The sequence below is a fragment of the Streptomyces sp. ActVer genome (assembly GCF_027270795.1).
Classification (GTDB): Bacteria; Actinomycetota; Actinomycetes; order Streptomycetales; family Streptomycetaceae; genus Streptomyces; species Streptomyces umbrinus_A.
In genome coordinates this window covers 22,747-44,891 of the sequence record NZ_JAPWHT010000010.1, presented here as the reverse complement: position 1 = coordinate 44,891, position 22,145 = coordinate 22,747, and the positions used below count along the sequence as shown (strand labels likewise).

The following is a 22,145-nucleotide window of genomic DNA, read 5'->3' as shown; positions in this document are numbered from 1 at the left end:
GTTCGAGGAGACAGAGCGAGGCGGACGGGGGGCGGAGCGGTCACTTGTCGACGGCCCGTACCACCACGGCCGAGTTGAAGCCGCCCTGCCCGCGGGCGAGGACCAGGGCCGAGCGGACCGCGGCGTCGCGCGGGCGGTCGGTGACCAGGTCGAGGGCGTAGGCGTCGCTGAGGCGGGTGCCGACCGAGGCCGGGATCACGCCGTCCCGGATGGCGAGGAACGCGGCGGCCAGATCCAGCGGGGCCGCCCCGGAGTACAGCCGTCCGGTCATCGTCTTGGGCACGCTGACCGGGACCCCGAGGGCCCCGAAGACACCGGTGATCGCGTCGGCCTCGATGCGGTCGAGCTCGGGCAGGGCGGCACCGTCGGCGAACACCACGTCGATGTCGCCGGCACTCGACTCCGCGTCGGCCAGCGCGAGTTCGATCGCTTTGCGCAGGCCCGGGGGACGTCCGCTGCCGGGCCGGGGGTCGAAGGTGGAGCCGTACCCCGCGATCTCCCCGTAGATCTGCCGGGCTCCACGCTCGCGGGCCCGCTCCAGGTCCTCAAGGACGAGCAGCGCGCCGCCCTCGCCCGGGACATGCCCGCGCACCGCCGCGTCGAAGGGCACGTACGCCCGCGCCGGGTCGTCGCTGGTGCTCAGCCGGTCCCCGGCCATCTGGGCGACCCAGCCCCAGGGGCAGATCGAGGCGTCGATCCCGCCGGACACCACCAGCGGCGTGCCCTTGCGGATCTGCCGCCGGGCCTGTGCGACCGCGTCGAGGCCGCCCGCCTGGTCGCCGACGACCACGCCGCTGGGGCCACGCATTCCGTTGCGGATGGAGATCTGGCCGCTGTTGACGGCGTAGAACCAGGCGAACGACTGGTAGGCGCTGACGTACCGACTGCCCTGGCTCCAGAGCGCCTTGAGTTCCTTCTGGCCGAACTCGAAGCCGCCCGAGGAGCTCGCCGTGATGACACCCATGTCGTACTCGGGCAGCTCGGCGGGATCGACGCCCGCGTCGGCGAACGCCCAGTCCGTCCCGGCCAGGGCGACCTGTGTCATGCGGTCGGTCTGCGGCAGCAGCCGGGCCGGGAGATGCTCAAGGCCGCTGAACTCCTTGATCTCGCCCGCCAGCCGGGCCGGGTACTGCGCGGGGTCGAAGCGGGTGACCCGGCCGATGCCGCTGGCGCCGGCCCGGGCCGCCGCCCAGTACGCCTCCACGCCGAGGCCGTTGGGCGCGGCGACACCGAGCCCGGTGACGGCCACCCGTACGGCGGCGCTCATGCGGCGCTCCTTTCGGCCCGGTCCGGGCGGGCCAGCACGATGGCGCTCTGGAAGCCGCCGAAGCCGCTGCCGACGGAGAGCACCGCGTCGGTCTGCCAGTCGCGTGCCGTGAGCGGCACGTAGTCGAGATCGCACTCGGGGTCGGGGGTGTGCAGATTGGCGGTGGGCGGTACGGCGCCGTGCTCCATGGCCATCGCGGACGCGGCGATCTCGATCGAGCCGATCGCGCCGAGCGAGTGCCCGACCATCGACTTGATGGAGCTGACCGGTACGTCGTAGGCACGGCTGCCCAGGCTGTGCTTGAACGCGGCGGTCTCGTGCCGGTCGTTCTGCTTGGTGCCGGAGCCGTGCGCGTTGATGTAGTCGATGTCCTCGGGGTTCAGCCGGGCCTCGTCCATGGCCACCCGGATGGCCTCCGCCATCTCCCGCCCGTCGGGCCGCAGTCCGGTCATGTGGAAGGCGTTGCTGCGGGTCGCGTACCCGGCGATCTCCGCGTAGATGTGCGCGCCGCGGGCCCGCGCGGAGCCCAGCTCCTCCAGGACGAACACGGCGGCACCCTCGCCCAGGACGAACCCGTTGCGGGTGCCGTCGAAGGGCCGTGAGGCGTGCTCCGGGTCGTCGTTGCGCGGGGTGGTCGCCTTGATCGCGTCGAAACAGGCCACCGTGATCGGCGAGATAGGGGCGTCCGCGGCACCGGCCACCATGACGTCGGCGGCGCCCTCCCGGATCAGCTCGGCGGCGTATCCCACCGAGTCGAGGCCCGAGGTGCAGCCCGTGGAGACCACCGTGCTCGGACCCTCGGCGCCGACCGCCCACGCCACCTCGGCGGCGAACGAACTGGGCACCAGGTAGTTGTAGAGGTGGGGCACGGCGTAGGTGTGGTCGACCAGGTCGAGCCGCCCGTTGTCGCTGACGGTCCGGTACTCCTCGTCGAGCCCCATGGTCGCGCCGACCGCGCTGCCGATGGTCACCCCGGTCCGGTGCGGGTCGAGGCCCTCGAACTCCAGCCCGCTGTCGGCGACCGCCTCGCGCGCGGTGACGACCGCGAACTGCGCTGCCCGGTCCATGCGCCGGATCTCCTGCGGGCCGAGCCCCAGCAGCGCCGCGTCGAAGTCGGCCTCCGCGGCCACCTGGGAGCGGAACGGCGACGGATCGAAGAAGCTGATACGCCGGGTGGCGGTGCGCCCGTCGGTCAACAGGCTCCAGAAGTTCTTGGCGCCCACGCCGCCCGGTGCGGTCACCCCGATGCCGGTGATCACGACCCGCCGGCCGCCGGTCGCGGTCACAGCGCGGTCCAGTGGTAGAAGCGCTGGGCCATCGCGTCGGCGGGGGAGCGCCAGGTCGCCGGGTCGTACGCCTCGATGAACGGCTTGAGGTCGTCGCTGATCCCGACGAACCGGGGGTCCGTCTTGGCCTGCTCGATCCGCTCGCCGCCGTCCTCGTTGTCGAAGTCCTGCAGATGGAAGTAGAGACCCCGGTACGAGAAGAGCTGGCGGCGCCGGGTACCCATGAGGTGCGGCATCTCGGTGTCGTCGAACCTGTTGAACAGACGCGCGACGTCGTCGGCGGATCCGGGCTCCATTCGAGCCACGATCAGCGTGCTGTGCATCTCTCTCTCCTTGTCAGGACGATCGGCGCCGGGACGGCCTTGTGAGCACGGCCGGCGTCAGGACTTCGGGCCCCGCGACGGGCCGAACCAGCGCTCCAGCACCATCGGCAGGTCGTGATGGCTGCCGGGCGCGGCCCACGCCACATGCCCGTCGGGGCGCACAAGCACGGCTGAGGTGCCGGCCAGCGGGCTGTCGTCGGACAGGCCGTGCGGTGCGGCGGTGACGATGTCCACACGGTCCGACCAGCCGGACGCCCGGTCGCGCAGGACAGCGTTGTCCTCCAGGTCCAGGAGCACGCCCCGGGCCGCGCGCAGCAGTTCGGTGCTGCTGGTCTTGCGCCGGTCGCCGACCAGCTCCAGGTGCGGCATACGCAGGCCGAGCAGGGGATGGCGGCCGCCTCCGACGTCGTACCGGATCTCCAGGCCGCTCACCATGCCGGCGAGATGGCGGCTGACCTCCTCGTACCGGATCAGCTCGCGGAGCACGTCCCGCAGCGGCTGCACCTCGTCGCCGCTCAGGAAGAGCAGGCCCTGCGCCTTGGTGTTCATCATCAGCCGCTGTCCGACGGGGTACCGCTCGCCGTGGTAGGTGTCCAGCAGTTCTTCGGGCGCGGTGCCCCGGACGACGGCGGCCAGCTTCCAGCCGAGGTTGGCGGCGTCCTGGATGCCGGTGTTCATGCCCTGTCCGCCGGCCGGGAGATGGATGTGCGCGGCGTCGCCCGCCAGCAGGACCCGGCCGCGCCGGTACTCGGTGACCAGGCGGGTCGCGTCCCCGAAGGCGCTGACCCACACCGGCTCGGCGTGCGAGGTGTCGATCCCGGTGAGCCGCTGCCAGGCCGCCGCGACTTCCTGGTACGACGGGGGCTCGGTGCGCCGCTTGGGTGGGGTGCCCCGCTCGCAGACGATGATGCGGGTGATCCCGCCGTCGCCGAGCGGCCCGACCATGACCATGCCGCCGTCCACGGTCTCCCCGATGAGCCGGGGTTCGAGCTCGACGCCCTTGATGTCCGCGAGGTACATCTCCATGGTCGCCGCCGTGCCGGGGAAGTCGAAGCCGACGATCTTGCGGACAGTGCTGCGCCCGCCGTCGCACCCCACGAGATAGTGCGCGGTCAGCAGCTGTTCGCCGTCCGGCCCGCGTACGTCGACCTCCACACCGTCGGTGGTGTCGCGTACGGCGAGCAGTTCGTGGCCGCGGCGGATGTCCGCGCCCAGTTCACCGGCCCAGCCTTCGAGCATGGTCTCGGTGGTCGACTGGGGCACGGTCTTGGCCGCCTGGTGCACGCTGTCCAGTACGGCGAAGTCGACCGGCAGTCCTCCGAAGTGTCCGGCGTTGCTGGTCCCCATGTCGCCGAAGCGGGGCAGCAGCCCGCGTTGGTCGAAGACCTCCATCGTGCGTGTGGTGAAACCGAGGCCACGCGACTCGCCGGTCCGCTCGGCGAGCCGGTCGACGACGATGACGTCGACTCCCGCCAGACGCAGCTCGGCGGCGAGCGTCAGGCCGGTGGGCCCCGCGCCGGCGACTATGACCGAAGCATCCATGTACTTGTCCTCCGGGCATTTCAGAGAGGAATTGCAGGAGAGGGGTTCGGAATGTAACTGGAGCGTTAATTCAGAACCGAAATAACTGAACCGGCATTAATTGGCCGGGAAACGCTTTGCACCGGTTGGTCGACACAGTGCTGCGGAAACTAGTGATTAGCTTCTTCGGGAATCCTCGGAATGTCAAGAGGGGTTTTTCAGGCGGGCCACAATATTCCGTCAAGTAATTGTTAAGTCGCACTTGAGGATGGTGAGCCATCGTTTTTGGAAGGCGCGCTTCCGGAACGCGCGCCGAGTGTCCGCTGGATGTCCTCGCAGTGGTAGTAGGTGCGCCCGCCCTCCGCGCGCCTTCGCCACCGCTGCTCGCTGGCGTGCCGGTACACACTGCCGGGCGGGATGTTCCACAGCCGGGCGATGTCGGCGGCGCCGACCCAGTGCACACGGGTCTCGCGCGTCAGCAACCGGCTCAGGCTCAGCCACTCGTCGGCGGACCAGCGGTGGGCGGGTGAGGCCTCGCAGCGGATCTCCAGTGGGGTGTCGGCCCGGTGCGGCCGTACGAGCGCCACCAGGCCGCCCTGGCAGTCGGCCTCGACGCAGGACCCGATGGGCACCCGGCGCAGTGGGCTCGGGTCGATCACGCGACGCGCGTCACGCACCAACAGGGCCGTTTCCTGGGACAGTTCAGGGGCGGCCTGATGTGCGGTGAGCCAGTCGCAGTGCCGGGCCAGGAACGCCGCGAGGGTTTCCACGTTCGTCGGCGGAGCGCTGGTTCGGCGCTCCTCGACGACCACGGACGACCAGGACCGCAGCACCCCGGCGATGGCCGACCGGACGTCCGCCGCGGCGGTGTTGAAGGGCAGGCCCGGCAGGGGCCCGCCCGAGGTGCGCTCGCGCGGCCCGTCGGAGCCGCCGAGAAGCCGGCCGCACTCCTCGTGGAGCCGGGGCAGCTGCCGCAGTTCCGCGATCAGGCGGTCCCGGCAGTCCGGGCAGAGCCGGTGCCCCCGTGCGGCGAGCCTGCGGGGCCGGCCCTCGGCCGCCCGCCGCCCGCACCGTGCACCCCGGCACACGGTTATTTCCTGGGTCCTACCTGCGAGTACTCGATTCATTTCCCCCACCACTTCTCGGTGAGGTGAGGCTATTTCCGGGCCTCCGGCACGGCCGTGAGTGAACTCACCTTCTGTGGGGTGCGTGCCGGAGATCTCTTACTTCTCTGATGAATTTGTCGTGGATTTGAACGTGACGGAAATTCAGATGCCCAGGTGTGCGGAGATCCCGTCGAGGACCGACTCGAGGCCCGTCTCGAACTGCCACTCCAGGTCGTCCTTGCGGCTCGCCTCGCGGAGGTAGCGCTCGTACGTCGGGTAACGGCCGGTGCCCATCAGCCATGTCATGCGTGGGGCCAGACCGGTGCGCGCCTCGTTCGCGCTGGACCAGCCCTGCTCCCGCATCAGCTCGTTGAGGCCGATCTCGAAGCCCACGGCGCCCTGCACATAGGAGTCGACGGTGCGGAAGACCGCCATCATCGTGTCGGCGTCCAGGTCGAGCCCGTCGAGCGCGGCCAGGGCCCGCTCGGGCACGGCCAGCTGGTTCGGGGTCAGTGTGAACACCGCCGTGCGGGCCACCCATGAGTGCCTGAGGAGCACGGTCCTGGTGCGCAGGGCGAGCGCCCGCATGGCGTCCCGCCAGTCCTTGGCGTCCCCGGACAGTGACAGCTCGCCGTAGACGTGGTCGACCATCAGCTCCAGCAGCTCGTCCTTGCCGGAGACATAGCGGTACGCCGCCATCGGCGCGGCCCCCAGGTCGGCCGCGAGGCGCCGCATGGTGACGGCGTCGAGGCCTTCCGTGTCGGCGATCGCCACGGCGGCCGCGGCGATGCGCTGCGGGGTGAGCGTGGAGCGAGGGGCGGGTGCGGGGCGGTTGAGGCGTTCCCAGAGCGAGACGGTCTCCCTGGGCTCGGACGGCTCCGGCGTCACCTGCTTCTCCTCTTTTCTCCGAGTGGCCATGGGCGAGGGTTCCTTCCGGGTGCCGGGGTTGTGTACAACGTAACAGCAGTAGACAACGTACACTTCGATGTGTACGTTGTATCTGTAGCGATACGCCGTACACTTCCAGGAGTTCCGCATGAGTGACCTGAACGACAGCCCTCTGCAGGTGGCGGCCCTCGTCGGCAGCACGAGGGGCGGACGCTTCGGTCCGGTCGTGGCCGACTGGCTGCTGAGCCAGATCGCCCAGCGCAAGGACATGGAGGTCGACCTCGTCGACCTGGTCGAGACCCCCCTGCCGACCGTCATGCCGGCTTTCGGAGAGCAACTTCCGGACGAGGACATGGCTCTGCTCGGCGCGGTCGCCCCGCGCATGGAGTCGGCCGACGCCTTCATCATCATCACGCCGGAGTACAACCACAGTTATCCGGCGGCCCTGAAGAACGCGATCGACTGGCACAACCCGCAGTGGCACGCCAAGCCCGTCGCCTTCGTCTCCTACGGCGGCATCTCCGGCGGCCTGCGCGCCGTCGAGCACCTGCGGCTGGTCCTCGCCGAGCTGAACGCCATGACGATCCGCAACACCGTCAGCTTCCACAACTACGGCGACAAGTTCGACTCGGACGGCAAGCCCCTCGACCCGGACTGTGACGTCGCGGCCAAGGCCCTGCTCGACCAACTGGCCTGGTGGGGAGAGGCGCTTCGGGACGCCCGCACCGCTCGTCCGTACACCGGCTGAGACGAAAGACGGCCATGACCAGCGACACGACGGAGACCGGCGGCACCGCGGACACGCCTCCGCAGACCGCCGGGAAGCTGCCCTACCTCGGCATCTTCGGACTCATGCTCGGCATCTTCCTGGCCACCCTCGACGGACAGATCGTCAGCATCGCCCTGCCGACCATCGTCGGTGACCTCGGCGGCCTCGACCACTTCTCCTGGTCCGTCACGGCCTACCTGCTCACGATGGCAGCCGCCACCCCGATCTGGGGCAAGCTCGGCGACCTCAAGGGCCGCAAGGGCGCCTACATGTGGTCCGTGCTGCTCTTCCTGGTCGGCACCGTCCTGTGCGGCCTCGCCCAGGACATGCCACAGCTCATCGCCTTCCGCGCAGTCCAGGGCCTCGGCGCCGGCGGACTGATGGTCGGCGCGCTGTCGGTCATCGGCGTGCTGGTTCCGGCGCACGAGCGCGGCCGCGTCCAGTCGATGGTCGGCGTGATGCTGCCGGTCGCCTTCGTCGGCGGGCCGCTGCTCGGCGGCTTCATCACCGACGCCCTCGACTGGCGCTGGGTGTTCTACGTCAACGTGCCCTTCGGTGTCCTCGCGCTGTTCGCGGTCGCCAGAGGCGTACGGCTGCCGAAGGAGCGCTCCGGCGGACGGATCGACTACCCCGGTACGGCGCTGCTGACCACCGCCATCCTCTCGCTCACCCTGCTGGCCACCTGGGCCGGCACCCGCTACGACTGGGGATCGGCGCAGATCGTGCTGCTCGCCGTCGTCGCTGCCGTGGCCGTCGCCGCATTCGTCCGGGTGGAACAGCGGGTGGCGGAACCCGTCATCCCGCCGCGGCTGTTCCGCAGCCGTGACTTCGCCCTCGCCCAGACGCTCAGTTTCCTCGTCGGCGCCGTACTGGTCTCGGTCATCAACTACCTGCCCCAGTACATGCAGTTCGTGCAGGGTTCCACCTCCACCGTCAGCGGCATGCAGATCCTGCCCCTGATGATGGGCATGCTGGCGGCGCAGCTGACCACCGGGCGGCTGATGGACCGCGGCGGCCTGGAGCGGGTGGTGCCGATCACCGGGGGCGCCGTCACGGTCGTCGGCGCGCTGCTGCTGCTCCTGCTGGACACGGACACCCCGGTGTTCGTCGCCTCGGCCCTCACCCTGGTGCTCGGCATCGGCGTCGGCATCCTGATGCAGAGCACGCTGCTCACCACGATGAACACGGCACCGCCGCGCGACATGGGTGCCGCCACCGGAACGGTCACGCTACTGCGCACGATCGGCGGTTCACTCGGCGTCGCCGCGCTCGGCGCCGTGCACCTGGGCCGTATGACGGACGAGCTCACTGGCCGGCTGGGCGAGCGCGGCGCCGAACAGCTCACTTCCGGCGGCGAGTTGACCCCGTCTTCGGTCGACGGGATGTCCGGTCGAGTGCGGGGTGTCGTCCAGGATGCCTTCACGAGCGGACTGCACGGTGTCCTCATCGGCACCGCCCTGCTCTCGGCCGTCGCCTTCGCCCTCGCCTGGTTCGTCCGTGGGACCCCGGCCCCCAAGACCCCCGAACCCGCCGGGGATTCGCGGCCCGCCCAGGTCCCCGCGACGACCACGGACTGACACCCCACGTTCTGTCTCCCAGCCTCCTTCTTTCCCACCGATTCCGTCAGGCGCCCCGGCGCCCCGACCGAAAGCAGACCCTTCTCATGTCGACCACCTCCGCCGAGCGCGCCAAGGAAGTCCTGCTGCGCCCCTTCACTCTGGGCAGTCTCACTCTTGCCAACCGGATCGTGATGGCACCGATGACCCGGGAGTTCTCGCCGGGTGGCGTACCGGGCGACGACGTGGCGGCGTACTATGCGCGGCGCGCGGCGGGCGGCGCCGGCCTCGTCATCACCGAGGGGACGTACATCGGCCATGACTCGGCCGGCACCAGCGACCGTGTCCCCCACATCTACGGCGAGCAGGCCCTGGCAGGCTGGGCCAAGGTGACGAAGGCGGTGCACAACGCGGGCGGGAAGATCCTGTCGCAGCTGTGGCACGTGGGACTGGACCGGAAGGCCGGCTCCCCGCCTGTACCCGAGGCCCCGAGCATCGGCCCCTCCGGCATCGCTGTCGACGGCACGCCCGTCGGCCGCGCCATGACGCAGACCGACATCGACGATGTCGTCGCCGCCTACGCCGCGGCGGCAGCGGCCGCCGAGCGGACCGGCTTCGACGGCATCGAGGTGCACGCGGCCCACGGCTATCTGATCGACCAGTTCCTCTGGGAGCAGACCAACCGCCGCACCGACGCGTACGGCGGTGACCTGGGTGCCCGTACCCGGTTCGCCACAGAGATCGTCGCCGCCTGCCGCGGGGCGGTCGCCCCGGACTTCCCGATCACCTTCCGGTTCTCGCAGTGGAAGATGGGTGCTTATCAGGCCAGACTCGCGGGATCGCCGCAGGAGCTCGAAACCCTGCTTGCCCCCCTGTCGGACGCCGGGGTGGACGCCTTCCACTGCTCGACCCGCCGCTTCCACCTGCCCGAGTTCGAGGGATCCGAGCTCAACCTCGCCGGCTGGACGAAGAAGGTCTCGGGCAAGCCCACGATCAGCGTCGGCTCGGTCGGCCTCGACAACGAGTTCATCGAGGTGTTCCAGGGGAAGCCGGGCTCGGTCGCCGGGATCGACGCGCTGCTCGACCGGGTGGAGCGCGACGAGTTCGACCTGGTGGCCGTCGGCCGCGCACTGCTCGGTGACCCTGAGTGGATCACGAAGATCCTGGGTGGCCGGACCGAGGAGCTCCAGCCCTTCCACATGGGCCTTCTGGGTACCCTTCACTGAGCTCGTTCACGCTTCAAGAATTCCAGGCGACCGCATGCGGCACTGATTACCCGAGTAATCCCGTAATCAACAATCGATCACGGCCACTCTGGCCGAATATGCACTTCTGATATTGCCTCATGTTTCCCGGATGCTTCGGCTCCCTCATTCTCGCTGGTGTGTCAATAGCTATTATTTGACTTTTCATCGAGCGGTTTGTAGCCTTCTGGGAGCGCGACTCGATGCCCGCTTATCTGGCATAACATGGGGGAGTATCGGATGAGCAATCACTCCACAAAATTTCTCGAGCCCGCCATTCCGCAACAACTGGCCAATCGCCGCGCGCCAACGCCGTCGCGCCCAGTGGGTCAACATGCCCAGCAGCATCCGCCCATACAGGCCCAGCAACTACCGCCCATCCAGGCCCAGCCTCAGCTTCACAAGGCGCGCGGGGTGTTGCGTGTCCTCGTTGTCGAGACCGGGGCGCCCGCCGCCCAGTCCCTGGTTCTGAGTCTGGCCAGGCACGGGTACCAGGCCGTGAGCGTGGACACCGGCAGTAAGGCGCTCCAGAAGTACCGGGAAGCGGATGTCCTGCTCATCGACCTGGACCTGCCCGACCTGGACGGCATCGAGATCTGCCGTTTCGTCAGGGCCGCGTCCGGGGTCGGAGTCATCGTTGTCACGGCCCGCGACACGGAACTCGACCGCGTGCTCAGCCTCAAGGCGGGCGCGGACGACTATGTGGTGAAGCCCTACAGTCTACCCGAGTTGATGGCCCGTATCGAAGCCGTCATGCGACGGGTGCGCCCGCTGCCGCTGACCACCGAAGTGATCAGCAGTGGCCCGTTGCGGATCGACTCGCGCACCCGTGAGATCCGGCTCGGCGACGAGCCCGTCGAGGTGACGCGCAAGGAGTTCGACCTGCTTTATCTGCTGGCCTCCCGGCCGGGCAGCGTCGTTTCCCGAAAGCAAATCATGACCCTGGTCTGGGGCGATTCCCGCTCCCAGCCGGGTCGCACGATCGACACGCATGTCAGTAGTCTCCGCAGTAAACTCGGATCCAGCAGCTGGATCATCACGGCCCGCGGTGTCGGTTTCCGATTCGGTCATGCGTAAATTGATCCCGTGTATTTCCGTGAACTAGAAAATAGTCGCTCGGGAAGAAAGCGATTTCCTTTCGCCAGACGCATAACATGAACTCTCGGAGAAACTCTCGCCTACATGCACCGGCGCAAACGACGAGCCCGCGGCCCTATGGGACGCGGGCTCGTCGCATGGGGCAGGGGGCCTGCCGGCTGCCGCGAGTCGGCCTCGGCGGGTGACTTCCTGATCGGCCGGCATCGCGGGCCCCCATTGCCCGACGGCTCGACGCCGACGCGGCCGTGCCGCCGCCTCGCACCGCATCCGGTTCCACGCGCACGCCGGTTCCACAACACCCGTGGCGGCCACGCCACCTCTGGTGGTCGGGCCCTGTCCTCGGACGACACGACCCTCGGACAACACGCCGGCCCAGAAGCGCACAGGCTCACGCTTCATCCGTCCTCCGGCGGCGGCCGTCCCGCCACCATCCGATCCGCGTGGAGCCGGTGTGGGCCGAGGGCTTCGACCGCCGCGCCGGACCGCAGGGGCCTTGCTCCGGCCCGCCCACATGGATGAGCGAGCACGCTCGGGTTCGCCCCCCGGTCGGTGATCCCCTCGCGGCCCACCCGCTCGCGCAGGAGGCCCGCTCGTGTCGTCTCCGCGGCCCGGGAAGCTGCCCATGTTGCCCATCCCGGCGGCCGTACACGCACAGGCGCGAGCGCCGGACCCCGCTCACCCGGGTGCACCGGGTGCCGTTGTCCGGCGCCGCGCCGGCCCGCTCTGCCGGAGGGGTTATGCGTTACGCCCGCGCCGTACAGCCTCGAGCCCCAGCGCTCCGGCCGCGCCCACGACCACGTGCATCACGGCGAGTGAAGCTGCCGTGCCGCCGTCGGTTTCGCTCGTGAGGGGGCCGAGGGCGGTGAGGACGCCGAGGGCTCCGGACACGATCTGACCGACCCGCAGCAGCACCGGCTTCCAGCGGGCCGCGAACGCGGCGGCCGTGACGCCGAGCGCCGGCGGTACGAACGAGGCGAAGATGACGCCGCCGGCGACGATGTCGTCGGCCTTGCCGTTGAGCTCCAGGGTCAGGGAGGCCCCCGCCGCGTCGGCGATGAACAGGACGATCAGGTTGACGGCCGTCGCGACGAGGGCACTGCCCACCGCGGCCTGCCACAGGGGCAGTCCGCGCCCCGCGCGAGCCGTGGGGGAAGAGCTGATCTCGGCGGGGTTGCTGCTGGTCATGGAAGGGTCCTCCGGTTGATGAATGAGGGCGTGGGGGTCAGGACGGGTTCAACGAGAGGCCGTGCCTGAAGACGTTGCGCGGGTCGTACGTGTTCTTGACCCGCTGCAGCCGGGGGTGGTTGTCCTTGTAGAGGATCGTGTACCAGGGCACGCCCGAGGAGTTCTGGTACGGGTCCCTGATGTCCACGTCGGGGTAGTTGACGTATCCGCCGTCCTGCTGGTCGTTCGGGACCGGGAAGCCGCCCGTGGCGCTGTGGACGCCCTTGCGCAGCGTTCTGATCCACTCGACCTCGGCCGCGTCGGCCGACGGCTCGGACCAGTTGGTCGAGTACCAGACCTTGAAGATGGAGTCCCGCTGGGCCACGGCCGTCGCCGACGACGACACTGTGTTGATCTTGCAGCCGTATGCCGCGAGGTACACAAGACCGGCGCCGGTGGAGTGCTCGGGATCCGTCAACGACCGGTACACGACGCCGACCTGAGCTGCCGTCAGCGGCTTGCGCAGATGCCCGCCGATGGACTTGTGCCGGGAGTACGTGCCGAACGGGGGCGTCGGCTCGGTGGCTGCCTCCACCCAGGGCATCTCCCGTGTGTCGACCGTCGGCGTGACACCGACACCGGCCGACACCGCGGCCAGGTAGTCGTCGAACAGCTTCGGGGTGGCGGCGAGCGTCGCGTCCATCCGGATTTCCAGCACGAACGACCCGACCAGCGACGAACGCAGTTGGAAGGAGCTGTGCATGGTGGCGTACGGCGAGTCGGGCCCGCTGTTGGCCGCGTGCCAGGCACCGTGGTTGAGCAGCAGCCGGGTGAAGCCGGCCTCGGTGATGTCCGACCACTGCCAGGTCACAAGGGACTTGCGCATCCGGGCGGGCGGCTTGGGCAGCAGCGCGGTGGGGGCTCCCGACGCGCCCGGCGTGCGGAACCAGAACCTGGTCACGATGCCGAACTGACCGCCGCCACCACCGGTGTGCGCCCACCACAGGTCGCGGTTCGGGTCGCTGCGACGGCTGGTCGCGACGATCGTACGAGCCTTGCCGTCGCTGCCCGCGACCACCACCTCGACCGCGTACAGATGGTCGACCGACAGCCCGTAGCGCCGGGACAGAGGCCCGTAACCGCCGCCGGACACATGCCCGCCGACACCGACCTCGGGGCAGACGCCGCCGGGCAGGGTCACGCCCCAGCCCTCGTACAGCGCCTTGTAGACCTCGCCGAGCCGGGCGCCGGACTCGACGGCGAAGGCGTTCATCGAGCTGTCGAAGTAGACCCGCTTCATCTCCGAGGTGTCGACGAGGAGGCGGAACTGGGGGTCGTCGACCAGGCCGTCGAAGCAGTGGCCGCCGCTGCGTACGGTGATCCGCTGGTCCTTGCGGATCGCCTGGGTGACCGCCTTCTCCACCTGGGAGGCGTTGTGCACCAGCCAGATCTCGTCCGGGGCGGCTCGGAAGCGGGTGTTGTAGCCGCGCCCCGCCAGCTCGGCGTAGCGCGTGTCGCCGGGTCTGACGATCACCTCGGGCGGAACGGCCGCGGCGGCGGTCGTGCGGGCGTGGGCGGCCGGTGCCACGGCGGACAGGCCCGTCGTGGTACCGGCCACAACTATCGAGGTGCCAAGGAACGTGCGGCGCGAAACCATGTCGAGCACTCACCCTTTTCTCAAGTACGTGGAACGGCTGGAGACTGCCGCCAGCCAAGCAGGGGCTCCACGCGGTCCGGGCACAGTTGACACGGATCTGTCATAGCTCCGTACGAAACCTGATGCTCAGACCCAAACCCACAAAAGCCCGCCCCTCCCGAAGAGTCACTTGGCGGGCTGTGGTCGCGGCAGGCCACGATGGGCGGGGCCGGGCGGAGGGCGTGGCGGCAGGTCAGGGCCTCTGTCGCGAACTTCGGACCGGACGCGTGCTCACGACGGCTCCGGCTGCCACCCCAGCGCCCGCGAGATGCCGCGTGCCGCCAGCCGTACCGCCGGGATCAACGCCGGTGTCTGCGCGTCGCGTTCGGGCACCACGACCGAGACGGCCGCGGCCACCGAGCCGTCCGCCCGTCGGACCGGTGCGGCCACCGACAGGGCGTCGTCGGTGATCTGACGGACGCTCACTGCCACGCCTGCGCGGCGGACTTCGGCGAGGACACGGCGCAGGGTGGCCGCGTCCGTGATGGTGTGCGGGGTGAATCCGGCGAGTGGTCCGCCGCAGTATGCCTCCTGGAAGGCGGCCTCGCAGTGGGCGAGCAGCGCGAGGCCCACGCCGGTCGCGTGCAGTGGCCAGCGGGCGCCCACCTGGATCTTCACGCCCACGGCCGAACGGCCGGAGATCCACTCTATGTAGACGACCTCGGAGCCGTCCCGGACCGCCAACTGCACGTTCTCGTGCGTGGCTTCGTACAGGTCCTCCAGGTACGGCAGCGCGATCTGCCGCAGTGCGAGACCGCGCGGGGAGAGTGCCGCGATCTCCCAGAGGCGCAGGCCCACGTGGTAGATCCCGGACGCGTCGCGCTCCAGGGCTCCCCAGTCGCTCAGCGCACCCACCAGCCGGTGGGCTGTGGTCAGGGAGAGCCCGGCCCGGCGGCTGATGTCCGTGAGGGAGAGCGCCGGGTGGTCGTGGTCGAAGGCGGCGAGCACGGCCAGCAGGCGGTCGGGGGCGGACGGCCCGGTCATCGGCCGGGACCGGTCATGAGCCGAGGCCGGTCATGCGTCGAGTTCGGCTTCGGCGACCCGCTGCAGCAGCGTGTGCAGGGTGTCCCGCTCGGCGGCGTCGAGGGGCTGGAGCAGGTCGTTCGTCACCCGCAGACCCGCCTCGTCGGTGTCGCGCAGGAAGGCGCGGCCGTCCTCGGTGAGCACCACGATGCGGCTGCGGCGGTCGTCGGGGGAGGGGCGGCGCTCGGCGAAGCCGAGCTTCTCCAGGTCGTCGACCAGACCGACGATCGCGCTCGGGTCGTAGCCGAGCCGTGAGCTCAGCTCCCGCTGGAGCGCGCCCTCGGAGGTGGCCAGGAACCGCAGCAGCGCGTAGTGCCGCAGCCGAAGCCCCGACGCCTGGAGGAACGTGTTGAACAGCTGCCCCGACCGCAGTCCCAGCCGGTACAGGAGATAGCCGGTGTCCGAGTGCAGCCCGCGCATCCACGGCTCCTGCGAGTCGATGGCGTCGGGGGGCGTGGCGTGCTGCTGGCCGGCGATGGCGAGCTCCCTGGGCCGGGCCCCTGCGGGGCGGTGCGTACGTGTTCCCCACAGCATGCCGCACAGACGAGTCGGCAACAACTATTGACGACAACAATGATTGTCTTTAGCTTCGATCTCGTAAGCTCCGATCTCGTAGCCGTCCTGCCTTCCGCAGGTGATCCGTTTCTCGAAGGGACCGTCGTGCCCAGCATCGATCTCACCGGCAAGGTCGCCGTCGTCACCGGCTCCGGCCGTGGCCTCGGCCTGGCCTATGCGCATGCCCTGGCCGCCGCAGGCGCCTCCGTGGTCGTCAACGACGTGGACGAGGACGTCGCCGAGCAGGCCGTCAAGGCGATCACCGAGGCGGGCGGCACCGCCGTGGCCGAGGCGGTCCCGGTCGGCACCACCGAGGCCGCCGACCGCCTGGTGGGCCGCGCGGTGGAGGAGTTCGGCCGCCTCGACATCCTGGTCACGAACGCGGGCATCCTCCGGGACAAGGTCCTGTGGAAGATGACCGACGAGGACTTCGACGCGGTGATCACCACCCACCTCAAGGGCACCTTCACCTGCGCCCGCGCCGCCGCCGTACGCATGCGCGAGCAGGGCGAGGGCGGCACGCTGATCCTCGTCGGCTCCCCGGCCGGACAGCGCGGCAACTTCGGCCAGACGAACTACGCCGCCGCCAAGGCCGGCATCGCCGCCATGGCCCGTACGTGGTCGATGGAGCTGGGCCGCGCGGGCATCACCGTCAACGCGATCGTGCCGGTGGCCGCGACCGCGATGACCGAGACCATTCCGGCCTTCGCGCCCTACATCGAGGCCATGCGCGGCGGCGAGCCGCTGCCGGAGTTCCTCCGCAAGGGCGAGGGCTTCGGCACCCCCGAGGACTGCGCCGTCCTCGTCCCGTTCCTGGCCTCCGAGGCCGCACGCGGTGTGACCGGTCAGGCCATCGGCATCGGCGGCGACAAGGTGGCCCTGTGGTCCCACCCCCAGGAGATCAAGGCGGCGTACGCTGACGGTGGCTGGACCCCCGACTCCCTCGCCGACGTCTGGCCGGCCTCGCTGGGCGCCGAGCCCCAGTCGGTCGGCATCCCCGCCCCGAAGTTCCCGGAGGCGTAAACGATGACGAACATCGACGTCGAGGAACTCGTCGCGATCGACGTCCACACCCACGCCGAGGTCTCCTCCAAGGGCACCTCTTCCCTGGACGACGACCTGCACGAGGCCTCCAGCGCCTACTTCAAGGTCGAGGGCAAGCGGAAGCCGACGCTGGAGGAGACGGCCGCCTACTACCGTGAGCGGAAGATGGCCGCCGTGATCTTCACGGTCGACGCCGAGTCCGCCACCGGCACCGAGCCCGTCCCGAACGAGGAGGTCGCCGAGGCGGCCGCCGCCAACGCGGACGTACTGATCCCGTTCGCCTCCATCGACCCCTTCCGCGGCAGGGCGGGCGTCAAGCGGGCCCGCCGCCTGGTCGAGGAGTACGGGGTGAAGGGCTTCAAGTTCCACCCCAGCATCCAGGGCTTCTTCCCCAACGACAGGTCGGTCGCGTACGAGCTGTACGAGGTGATCGAGGAGACCGGCACGATCGCCCTCTTCCACACCGGACAGACGGGCATCGGCGCGGGCGTCCCGGGTGGCGGCGGGATCAGGCTCAAGTACTCCAACCCGCTGCACGTGGACGATGTCGCCGCGGACTTCCCGCACCTGAAGATCATCCTGGCGCACCCGTCGTTTCCCTGGCAGGACGAGGCCCTCGCGGTCGCCACCCACAAGCCGGGCGTCCACATCGACCTGTCCGGCTGGTCGCCGAAGTACTTCCCGCCGCAGCTCGTGCAGTACGCGAACACGCTGCTCAAGGACAAGGTGCTGTTCGGCTCGGACTATCCGGTCCTCACCCCGGACCGGTGGATGGCCGACTTCGCGAAGCTCTCCATCAAGGACGAGGTCAGGCCGAAGATCCTCAAGGAGAACGCGGCCCGGCTGCTCGGACTGACGAAGCCATAGCGGCAGCCATGTGCAACGAAGGACAGGGGCACCCCATGTGCGACGAAGGACAGGGGCACGGACATGCGCAATGAGGGACTGGGGTCGTGGCCCGCACGCCGGGCTCGCAAGACCCCGCACCGGACCGCCCTGATCCACGGCGACACGACTCTCACGTACGCCGGGCTGTACGAGCACACCACCCGCCTCGCACACGCCCTGCGCGCCTCCGGAGTGCGCCGCGGCGACCGGATCGCCTACCTCGGCCCGAACCACCCCTCCTACCTGGAGACACTGTTCGCCGCGGGCACTCTCGGGGCGGTCTTCGTACCGCTCAACACCCGCCTCGCCGGACCCGAGATCGCCTACCAGCTCACGGACTCCGGCGCGAAGGCCCTCGTGTACGGGCCCACGTTCACCGGCCTCGTCGCGGGGCTGCCTGGCAACAGCGACGTGCGTACGTACATTGAAGTGGGCGCCGAATACGACCAGTTGCTCGGGGCGGCCTCCGGCGAGGCGATCGACGAACCCGTCACCGCCGACGACACCTGCATCATCATGTACACCTCGGGGACGACGGGCCGGCCCAAGGGCGCGATGCTCACCCACGGCAACCTGACGTGGAACGCGGTCAACGTCCTGGTCGACCAGGACGTGATCGCCGACGAACGCGCCCTGGTCTCCGCCCCGTTGTTCCACACGGCCGGGCTGAACATGCTGACTCTGCCGGTCCTCCTCAAGGGCGGTACCTGTGTCCTGGTCGAGGCCTTCGACCCGGCGGCCACCTTCGACCTGATCGAACGGCACCGGATCACCTTCATGTTCGGCGTCCCCACCATGTTCGAGCACGTGGCCCGCCATCCGCGCTGGGCCGACGCCGACCTGTCCTCCCTGCGGATGCTCAGCTGCGGCGGCTCACCCGTGCCGACCCCGCTCATCGCCGCCTACCAGGAGCGGGGTCTCACCTTCCTCCAGGGCTACGGGATGACCGAGGCCTCGCCCGGCGTGCTCTTCCTGGACGCCGAGCACGCGGTCACCAAGGCGGGTTCGGCGGGCGTGCCGCACTTCTTCAGCGACGTCCGCGTCGTACGGCCCGACCTCGCCCCGGCCGAGATCGGCGAGACCGGCGAAGTGGTCGTACGCGGGCCGCACGTCATGCCCGGCTACTGGGGGCTGCCCGACGAGACCGCGGCCGTGTTCCACGACGGCTGGTTCCGCAGCGGGGACGCCGCCCGGATCGACGAGGACGGCTATGTCACCATCGTCGACCGCATCAAGGACATGATCATCTCCGGCGGCGAGAACATCTACCCCGCAGAGATCGAGGACCAGCTCCTCGCCCACCCCGACATCGTCGAGTGCGCGGTCATCGGCGTGCCCGACGAGAAGTGGGGCGAGGTGCCGCGTGCGGTCGTCGTGCCCCGTGAGGACGTCGAGCTCGACCCCGACGAGGTCCTCGCGTCCCTCGCCGGACGCCTCGCCAAGTACAAGATCCCGAAGTCGGTCGTGCTCGCGGACGAACTGCCGCGGACGGCCTCCGGCAAGCTCCTCAAGTCCCGGGTGCGCAAGCGGTACGGGACGCGATGACCCTCCGAACTCCCTTCAAGGAACAGGCACTTATGACCATCACCGTGAACGGCATCGACGAACTCAAGAAGCTCGCGGGCAGCGACCTCGGCACCAGTGAGTGGATCGAGGTCACCCAGGAGCGCATCAACACGTTCGCCGACGCCACGGGCGACCACCAGTGGATCCACGTCGACGAGGAGAAGGCCAAGGAGGGGCCGTTCGGCGCGCCCATCGCGCACGGTTACCTCACCCTCTCGCTGTTCATCCCGCTCTTCACCGAGCTGCTGGACGTGCAGGGCGTCACCACGAAGGTCAACTACGGCCTCAACAAGGTGCGGTTTCCCTCACCGGTGAAGGTCGGCTCGCGTATTCGGCTCGCCGGGAGGCTGACGGATGTCGAGGACGTGCCGGGGGGTGTGCAGATCACTGTTGACGGCACGATCGAGATCGAGGGCGCGCCCAAGCCTGCGGCGGTGCTGCGGAGTCTGTCGCGTTTCTACGTCTGAGCTACGGCTGGGAGCGCCGTTTTCGTCCGCGGGTTCGTCGTGGCTGGTCGCGCAGTTCCCCGCGCCTCTAAAGGGGCTCCTGAGGCTCCGGTCGTACCGGCACCAGGTCGAGAAGTCGTTCCGCCGACTCCCGTGCGAGTGGGGTCAGTTGGGCGTACACCGTGTGGAACGTCTTCTCGGCCTGTTCGGCGGGCCAGTTGTCCGGGAGGTGTTTGACCGGCAGGCGCGGGTCCCGGCGGACGACCTGCAGCCACTCCGTCGACAGGCGCAGCCGCAGGGCGAGGGCCTCGTCGGCGGCGGGCTCGGTCGTCTCCCAGTGCTGCCAGCGGTGCGTGAACGCCTCGTAGCGCGTGGCCAGTTCGTCCAGTTCCCAGGTCTCCTCGATCATGGCGCCGATGTCCATGCCGGCGTCCGCGTGGGCGCGGAAGATCTTCACGTGGGCGGACAGACCGAGCTCGGTGACGAGTGCGGAGACGTCGGTCTCCCCGGGTGCGATCCACAGTCCGCCGAACAGCGGGCCGAAGCCGCTCCAGGTCAACTGCGCGCGCAGATCGTGGCGTTGGCGCTGCCAGGACTCCGGCAGTGAGAAGCCGAGCAGCGTCCAGGAGCCGTCCCAGTGCCGGTTGACGGCCCCCTCCTCCCAGATCCGCTGCTCGCCGTCCCGCAGCACGGACTCCGAGCGCTCGGTCAGCCCGAAGTACATACGGCGTCCCTCGCGCTGCCGCCTGAGCAGATCGCGGCCCACCATGCGTGTCAGCGTCGAGCGGGTCGCGTGCTCGCCGACGCCCGCGCGCCCGAAGACGTCGATGACGCTCCCCGAGTACACGCAGACGTCACGGCCGAGCACCTGGTCGCCCAGGAACGACAGCATGAGGGACTGGGGCCGCAGCGCCTCGTCAGTGGTCACCGGCCCACGGTACGCCCGTCGATCAGCTCGTGACCAGGTAGTACGGGCGTACCGGCCGCCCCGGTACACGCGGCCCCGGACCGGCCTCACCGGTGGCCGGCGACCTCCACGAAGACGGGGTTGGAGTAGAACCACGTGTCGAGCCACGGATCACCGTCGCCCGGCGCGTGCGGGACCGGCCCGTGCGGGTCGACCGACGCGCCAAGGTACCCGGCGCCGTGCCGGTTGCCGTCGCTGCCGCGCAGCCGCACGTAGAAGGACTCGTCCCCGGCGGTCAGCGGGATGCGCAGGGTGTACGTGCCCCTGCGGCCGGACACGTCCGCCGTGTGCACGACCTTGGTGGCCGGCGCCCGCCAGTCGTCCCGGTCGGCCGACGGACCGCGCACCGCGCCGCGGATGACGTCCACGTGGGCCAGCTCGGGCAGGATGTCGTGCGGGTTGGGCCGCGAGGCCGTCGTCACGGTCACGTTCAGGGTGAGCTTCTCGCCCTTGCGCACCCGCAGCCGACTGCCCAGGGTGACGCCCCGGCCGTGGTCGCAGTCCCGCTTCAGCCGTACGTCGAGACCGTCGAGCAGATGCCCGTGGTCGAGCCAGACCCGGCCCGCGCGCAGGCCCGCCATGACCGCGCGGTAGCCGTAGCGGGACACGCCGACGTGCGTGCGGCTGAACTGGCCGGGCCAGAAGTCGCCGCCCGGCTGCGGCTCGGTCGTGTTGACCGGGTCGGGCAGCCGGCCCGTGTTGTCGAAGTTCTGCCCCGGCAGCCAGTCGCCGTTCTTCCAGGTGTCGAACACCACCCGGTGCACATCGGAGTTGGTGGTGATCGTGAACAGCCTGCCCTCGGAGAGCATGGCGTCCCACATGCCGCCGACGGTCGCCGTCATCCAGTCGAAGCCGCCGTACGTGAGATACGAGTCCGTCGGATAGGCGGGCCAGGAGTCCGCCGACGGCTTGTTCTCGTACTCGCCCCGTATCGACGTCGGACCGCGCCACCCGGGGATGGCACCGCCCTGCGCACCCGGTGCGCCCTCCATGCCGATCATGATCTCGGGGGCCGCGTCCCGCCAGTTCCGCATCTCGTGCGGGGAGTCGATACCCAGACGCATCGGGTGGTTGGCGAAGACCAGCACGTCGTCCACGTAGCCCGAACGGCGTTGCGCGGCGAGCCACTTGATGGCCTTGACGGCGTGCGCCTCGTTGCGCGGGGTGTCGGGGTGGGTGGGGGCGCCCGCCGTGTAACCGAGCAGCTTGCCGTCGTAGGCCAGCTCGAACTTCGTGAGCAGGTCCACCTCGTGGCGGCCGGGCGCCGCGAAGATCGTGCAGTGCTCGGCGCCCGGGATGTACCACTCCAGGCCCTGGAAGATCAGCTGACGCGGGTTCGCCGCACGGGCCTTGAGGATCTCCTCGTGCTCCAGCTTCGCCCCGTACTGGGCGTGCCCGAAGTTGGAGTGCTCGTTGAACACCATCCAGTCGAGGCCGTATGTGGCGCTCGCCTGCGCCAGTTGGGAGAACGTGTACTTCGCGTCGTGGCTGTAGACGGAGTGCACATGGTGGTCGCCGACGAGGTAGGCGAGGTGCGGGTCGTTGCCGCCGAAGCCCTTCGCGCTCGCCACGGCGGGCGTCGCCAGCGATCCGGCGGCGAACGCGGCGCCGAACAGGCCTGCGCGGCGCATGAGTTGACGTCGGGACACGCCCTGCGCGTCGAGGGCGGCGGGGGAGACGGACGGATCTGCCCAGGCGGGCAGCTGCTGCTCGGTCATGGTCTGGGGAATCCCTTGGA

At 69.7% G+C, this 22,145-nt stretch carries 20 protein-coding genes; 8 read left to right on the top strand and 12 right to left on the bottom strand.

Features of this window, described 5'->3' with window-relative positions:
• Positions 1-40: 40 nt before the first annotated feature.
• The 6 genes from O3Q52_RS03365 to O3Q52_RS03340 all read right to left on the bottom strand — a co-directional run bounded on the left by O3Q52_RS03365 (position 41) and on the right by O3Q52_RS03340 (position 6,421).
• Positions 41-1,267 carry a ketosynthase chain-length factor gene (locus O3Q52_RS03365; protein ID WP_269647252.1) on the bottom strand — a complete coding sequence of 409 codons (1,227 nt, stop codon included), beginning with the start codon at positions 1,265-1,267 and terminating at the stop codon, positions 41-43.
• Positions 1,264-2,553, bottom strand: a complete 1,290-nt coding sequence (locus tag O3Q52_RS03360) for a beta-ketoacyl synthase (protein ID WP_269647251.1) — start codon at positions 2,551-2,553, stop codon at positions 1,264-1,266. Before O3Q52_RS03360 ends, O3Q52_RS03365 begins: the two co-directional genes overlap by 4 nt.
• The gene (locus O3Q52_RS03355) at positions 2,550-2,876 is read right to left on the bottom strand and encodes a TcmI family type II polyketide cyclase (protein ID WP_143644092.1); all 327 of its coding nucleotides are present in this window, start codon (positions 2,874-2,876) and stop codon (positions 2,550-2,552) included. The genes O3Q52_RS03360 and O3Q52_RS03355 overlap by 4 nt, the downstream gene beginning before the upstream one ends.
• Before the next feature lie 57 nt (positions 2,877-2,933).
• Positions 2,934-4,418, bottom strand: coding sequence for an FAD-dependent monooxygenase (locus O3Q52_RS03350; RefSeq protein WP_269647250.1), 1,485 nt, complete (start codon positions 4,416-4,418; stop codon positions 2,934-2,936).
• A 230-nt stretch (positions 4,419-4,648) separates the two neighbouring features.
• Positions 4,649-5,485: a hypothetical protein gene (locus O3Q52_RS03345; protein WP_269647249.1), complete on the bottom strand. Its 837-nt coding sequence runs from the start codon at positions 5,483-5,485 to the stop codon at positions 4,649-4,651.
• Positions 5,486-5,665: 180 nt separating this feature from the next.
• A complete protein-coding gene (locus tag O3Q52_RS03340) occupies positions 5,666-6,421 on the bottom strand; it encodes a TetR/AcrR family transcriptional regulator (protein ID WP_269647248.1) in 756 nt (251 codons plus the stop codon).
• A 118-nt stretch (positions 6,422-6,539) separates the two neighbouring features.
• On the opposite strand from O3Q52_RS03340, the gene O3Q52_RS03335 reads away from it, so the two are divergent.
• From O3Q52_RS03335 to O3Q52_RS03320, 4 genes are all read left to right on the top strand, one after another.
• A complete protein-coding gene (locus O3Q52_RS03335) occupies positions 6,540-7,139 on the top strand; it encodes an NADPH-dependent FMN reductase (protein WP_269647247.1) in 600 nt (199 codons plus the stop codon).
• A 14-nt stretch (positions 7,140-7,153) separates the two neighbouring features.
• A complete protein-coding gene (locus O3Q52_RS03330) occupies positions 7,154-8,737 on the top strand; it encodes an MDR family MFS transporter (protein WP_332112847.1) in 1,584 nt (527 codons plus the stop codon).
• Between the two features lie 86 nt (positions 8,738-8,823).
• On the top strand, positions 8,824-9,942 hold the full coding sequence (locus tag O3Q52_RS03325; protein ID WP_269647246.1) for an NADH:flavin oxidoreductase: 1,119 nt from the start codon (positions 8,824-8,826) through the stop codon (positions 9,940-9,942).
• 258 nt (positions 9,943-10,200) lie between these two features.
• Positions 10,201-11,037: a response regulator transcription factor gene (locus O3Q52_RS03320; RefSeq protein ID WP_269647245.1), complete on the top strand. Its 837-nt coding sequence runs from the start codon at positions 10,201-10,203 to the stop codon at positions 11,035-11,037.
• Positions 11,038-11,793: 756 nt separating this feature from the next.
• Here O3Q52_RS03320 and O3Q52_RS03315 read toward each other — a convergent pair.
• The 4 genes from O3Q52_RS03315 to O3Q52_RS03300 form a co-directional block, all read right to left on the bottom strand.
• Entirely contained in the window at positions 11,794-12,243 is a 450-nt protein-coding gene (locus O3Q52_RS03315) for a DUF6069 family protein (protein ID WP_269647244.1), read from the bottom strand.
• A 37-nt stretch (positions 12,244-12,280) separates the two neighbouring features.
• The gene (locus O3Q52_RS03310; protein WP_269647243.1) at positions 12,281-13,840 is read right to left on the bottom strand and encodes an FAD-binding oxidoreductase; all 1,560 of its coding nucleotides are present in this window, start codon (positions 13,838-13,840) and stop codon (positions 12,281-12,283) included.
• Between the two features lie 309 nt (positions 13,841-14,149).
• Positions 14,150-14,902 carry an IclR family transcriptional regulator gene (locus O3Q52_RS03305; RefSeq protein WP_269647242.1) on the bottom strand — a complete coding sequence of 251 codons (753 nt, stop codon included), beginning with the start codon at positions 14,900-14,902 and terminating at the stop codon, positions 14,150-14,152.
• A gap of 30 nt (positions 14,903-14,932) precedes the next feature.
• Positions 14,933-15,361 carry a MarR family winged helix-turn-helix transcriptional regulator gene (locus O3Q52_RS03300; protein ID WP_269647265.1) on the bottom strand — a complete coding sequence of 143 codons (429 nt, stop codon included), beginning with the start codon at positions 15,359-15,361 and terminating at the stop codon, positions 14,933-14,935.
• Between the two features lie 240 nt (positions 15,362-15,601).
• On the opposite strand from O3Q52_RS03300, the gene O3Q52_RS03295 reads away from it, so the two are divergent.
• The 4 genes from O3Q52_RS03295 (at position 15,602) to O3Q52_RS03280 (ending at position 19,461) form a co-directional block, all read left to right on the top strand.
• Positions 15,602-16,519: an SDR family oxidoreductase gene (locus O3Q52_RS03295; protein WP_269647241.1), complete on the top strand. Its 918-nt coding sequence runs from the start codon at positions 15,602-15,604 to the stop codon at positions 16,517-16,519.
• Between the two features lie 3 nt (positions 16,520-16,522).
• Positions 16,523-17,407, top strand: a complete 885-nt coding sequence (locus tag O3Q52_RS03290; RefSeq protein ID WP_269647240.1) for an amidohydrolase family protein — start codon at positions 16,523-16,525, stop codon at positions 17,405-17,407.
• Between the two features lie 63 nt (positions 17,408-17,470).
• Positions 17,471-18,973 carry an o-succinylbenzoate--CoA ligase gene (gene menE / locus O3Q52_RS03285; RefSeq protein WP_269647239.1) on the top strand — a complete coding sequence of 501 codons (1,503 nt, stop codon included), beginning with the start codon at positions 17,471-17,473 and terminating at the stop codon, positions 18,971-18,973.
• A 32-nt stretch (positions 18,974-19,005) separates the two neighbouring features.
• Complete coding sequence (locus O3Q52_RS03280; RefSeq protein ID WP_269647238.1) at positions 19,006-19,461, top strand: MaoC family dehydratase; 456 nt, start codon at positions 19,006-19,008, stop codon at positions 19,459-19,461.
• A gap of 67 nt (positions 19,462-19,528) precedes the next feature.
• Here the strand turns inward: O3Q52_RS03280 and O3Q52_RS03275 are convergent, their stop codons facing one another.
• Positions 19,529-20,368: a PaaX family transcriptional regulator C-terminal domain-containing protein gene (locus O3Q52_RS03275; protein WP_269647237.1), complete on the bottom strand. Its 840-nt coding sequence runs from the start codon at positions 20,366-20,368 to the stop codon at positions 19,529-19,531.
• Positions 20,369-20,454: 86 nt separating this feature from the next.
• The gene (locus tag O3Q52_RS03270) at positions 20,455-22,125 is read right to left on the bottom strand and encodes a histidinol-phosphatase (protein WP_269647236.1); all 1,671 of its coding nucleotides are present in this window, start codon (positions 22,123-22,125) and stop codon (positions 20,455-20,457) included.
• Between the last annotated feature and the right edge of the window lie 20 nt (positions 22,126-22,145).

Bases quoted from the DNA above. Each gene is read 5' to 3' on its own strand.
- O3Q52_RS03325 (WP_269647246.1), top strand. From the start codon at position 8,824: ATGTCGACCACCTCCGCCGAGCGCGCCAAGGAAGTCCTGCTGCGCCCC.
- O3Q52_RS03290 (WP_269647240.1), top strand. From the start codon at position 16,523: ATGACGAACATCGACGTCGAGGAACTCGTCGCGATCGACGTCCACACC.
- O3Q52_RS03280 (WP_269647238.1), top strand. From the start codon at position 19,006: ATGACCATCACCGTGAACGGCATCGACGAACTCAAGAAGCTCGCGGGC.
- O3Q52_RS03270 (WP_269647236.1), bottom strand. From the start codon at position 22,125: ATGACCGAGCAGCAGCTGCCCGCCTGGGCAGATCCGTCCGTCTCCCCC.
- O3Q52_RS03365 (WP_269647252.1), bottom strand. From the start codon at position 1,267: ATGAGCGCCGCCGTACGGGTGGCCGTCACCGGGCTCGGTGTCGCCGCG.
- O3Q52_RS03315 (WP_269647244.1), bottom strand. From the start codon at position 12,243: ATGACCAGCAGCAACCCCGCCGAGATCAGCTCTTCCCCCACGGCTCGC.
- O3Q52_RS03330 (WP_332112847.1), top strand. From the start codon at position 7,154: ATGACCAGCGACACGACGGAGACCGGCGGCACCGCGGACACGCCTCCG.
- O3Q52_RS03300 (WP_269647265.1), bottom strand. From the start codon at position 15,361: ATGCGCGGGCTGCACTCGGACACCGGCTATCTCCTGTACCGGCTGGGA.
- O3Q52_RS03340 (WP_269647248.1), bottom strand. From the start codon at position 6,421: ATGGCCACTCGGAGAAAAGAGGAGAAGCAGGTGACGCCGGAGCCGTCC.
- O3Q52_RS03335 (WP_269647247.1), top strand. From the start codon at position 6,540: ATGAGTGACCTGAACGACAGCCCTCTGCAGGTGGCGGCCCTCGTCGGC.
- menE (WP_269647239.1), top strand. From the start codon at position 17,471: ATGCGCAATGAGGGACTGGGGTCGTGGCCCGCACGCCGGGCTCGCAAG.
- O3Q52_RS03305 (WP_269647242.1), bottom strand. From the start codon at position 14,902: ATGACCGGGCCGTCCGCCCCCGACCGCCTGCTGGCCGTGCTCGCCGCC.
- O3Q52_RS03320 (WP_269647245.1), top strand. From the start codon at position 10,201: ATGAGCAATCACTCCACAAAATTTCTCGAGCCCGCCATTCCGCAACAA.
- O3Q52_RS03350 (WP_269647250.1), bottom strand. From the start codon at position 4,418: ATGGATGCTTCGGTCATAGTCGCCGGCGCGGGGCCCACCGGCCTGACG.
- O3Q52_RS03355 (WP_143644092.1), bottom strand. From the start codon at position 2,876: ATGCACAGCACGCTGATCGTGGCTCGAATGGAGCCCGGATCCGCCGAC.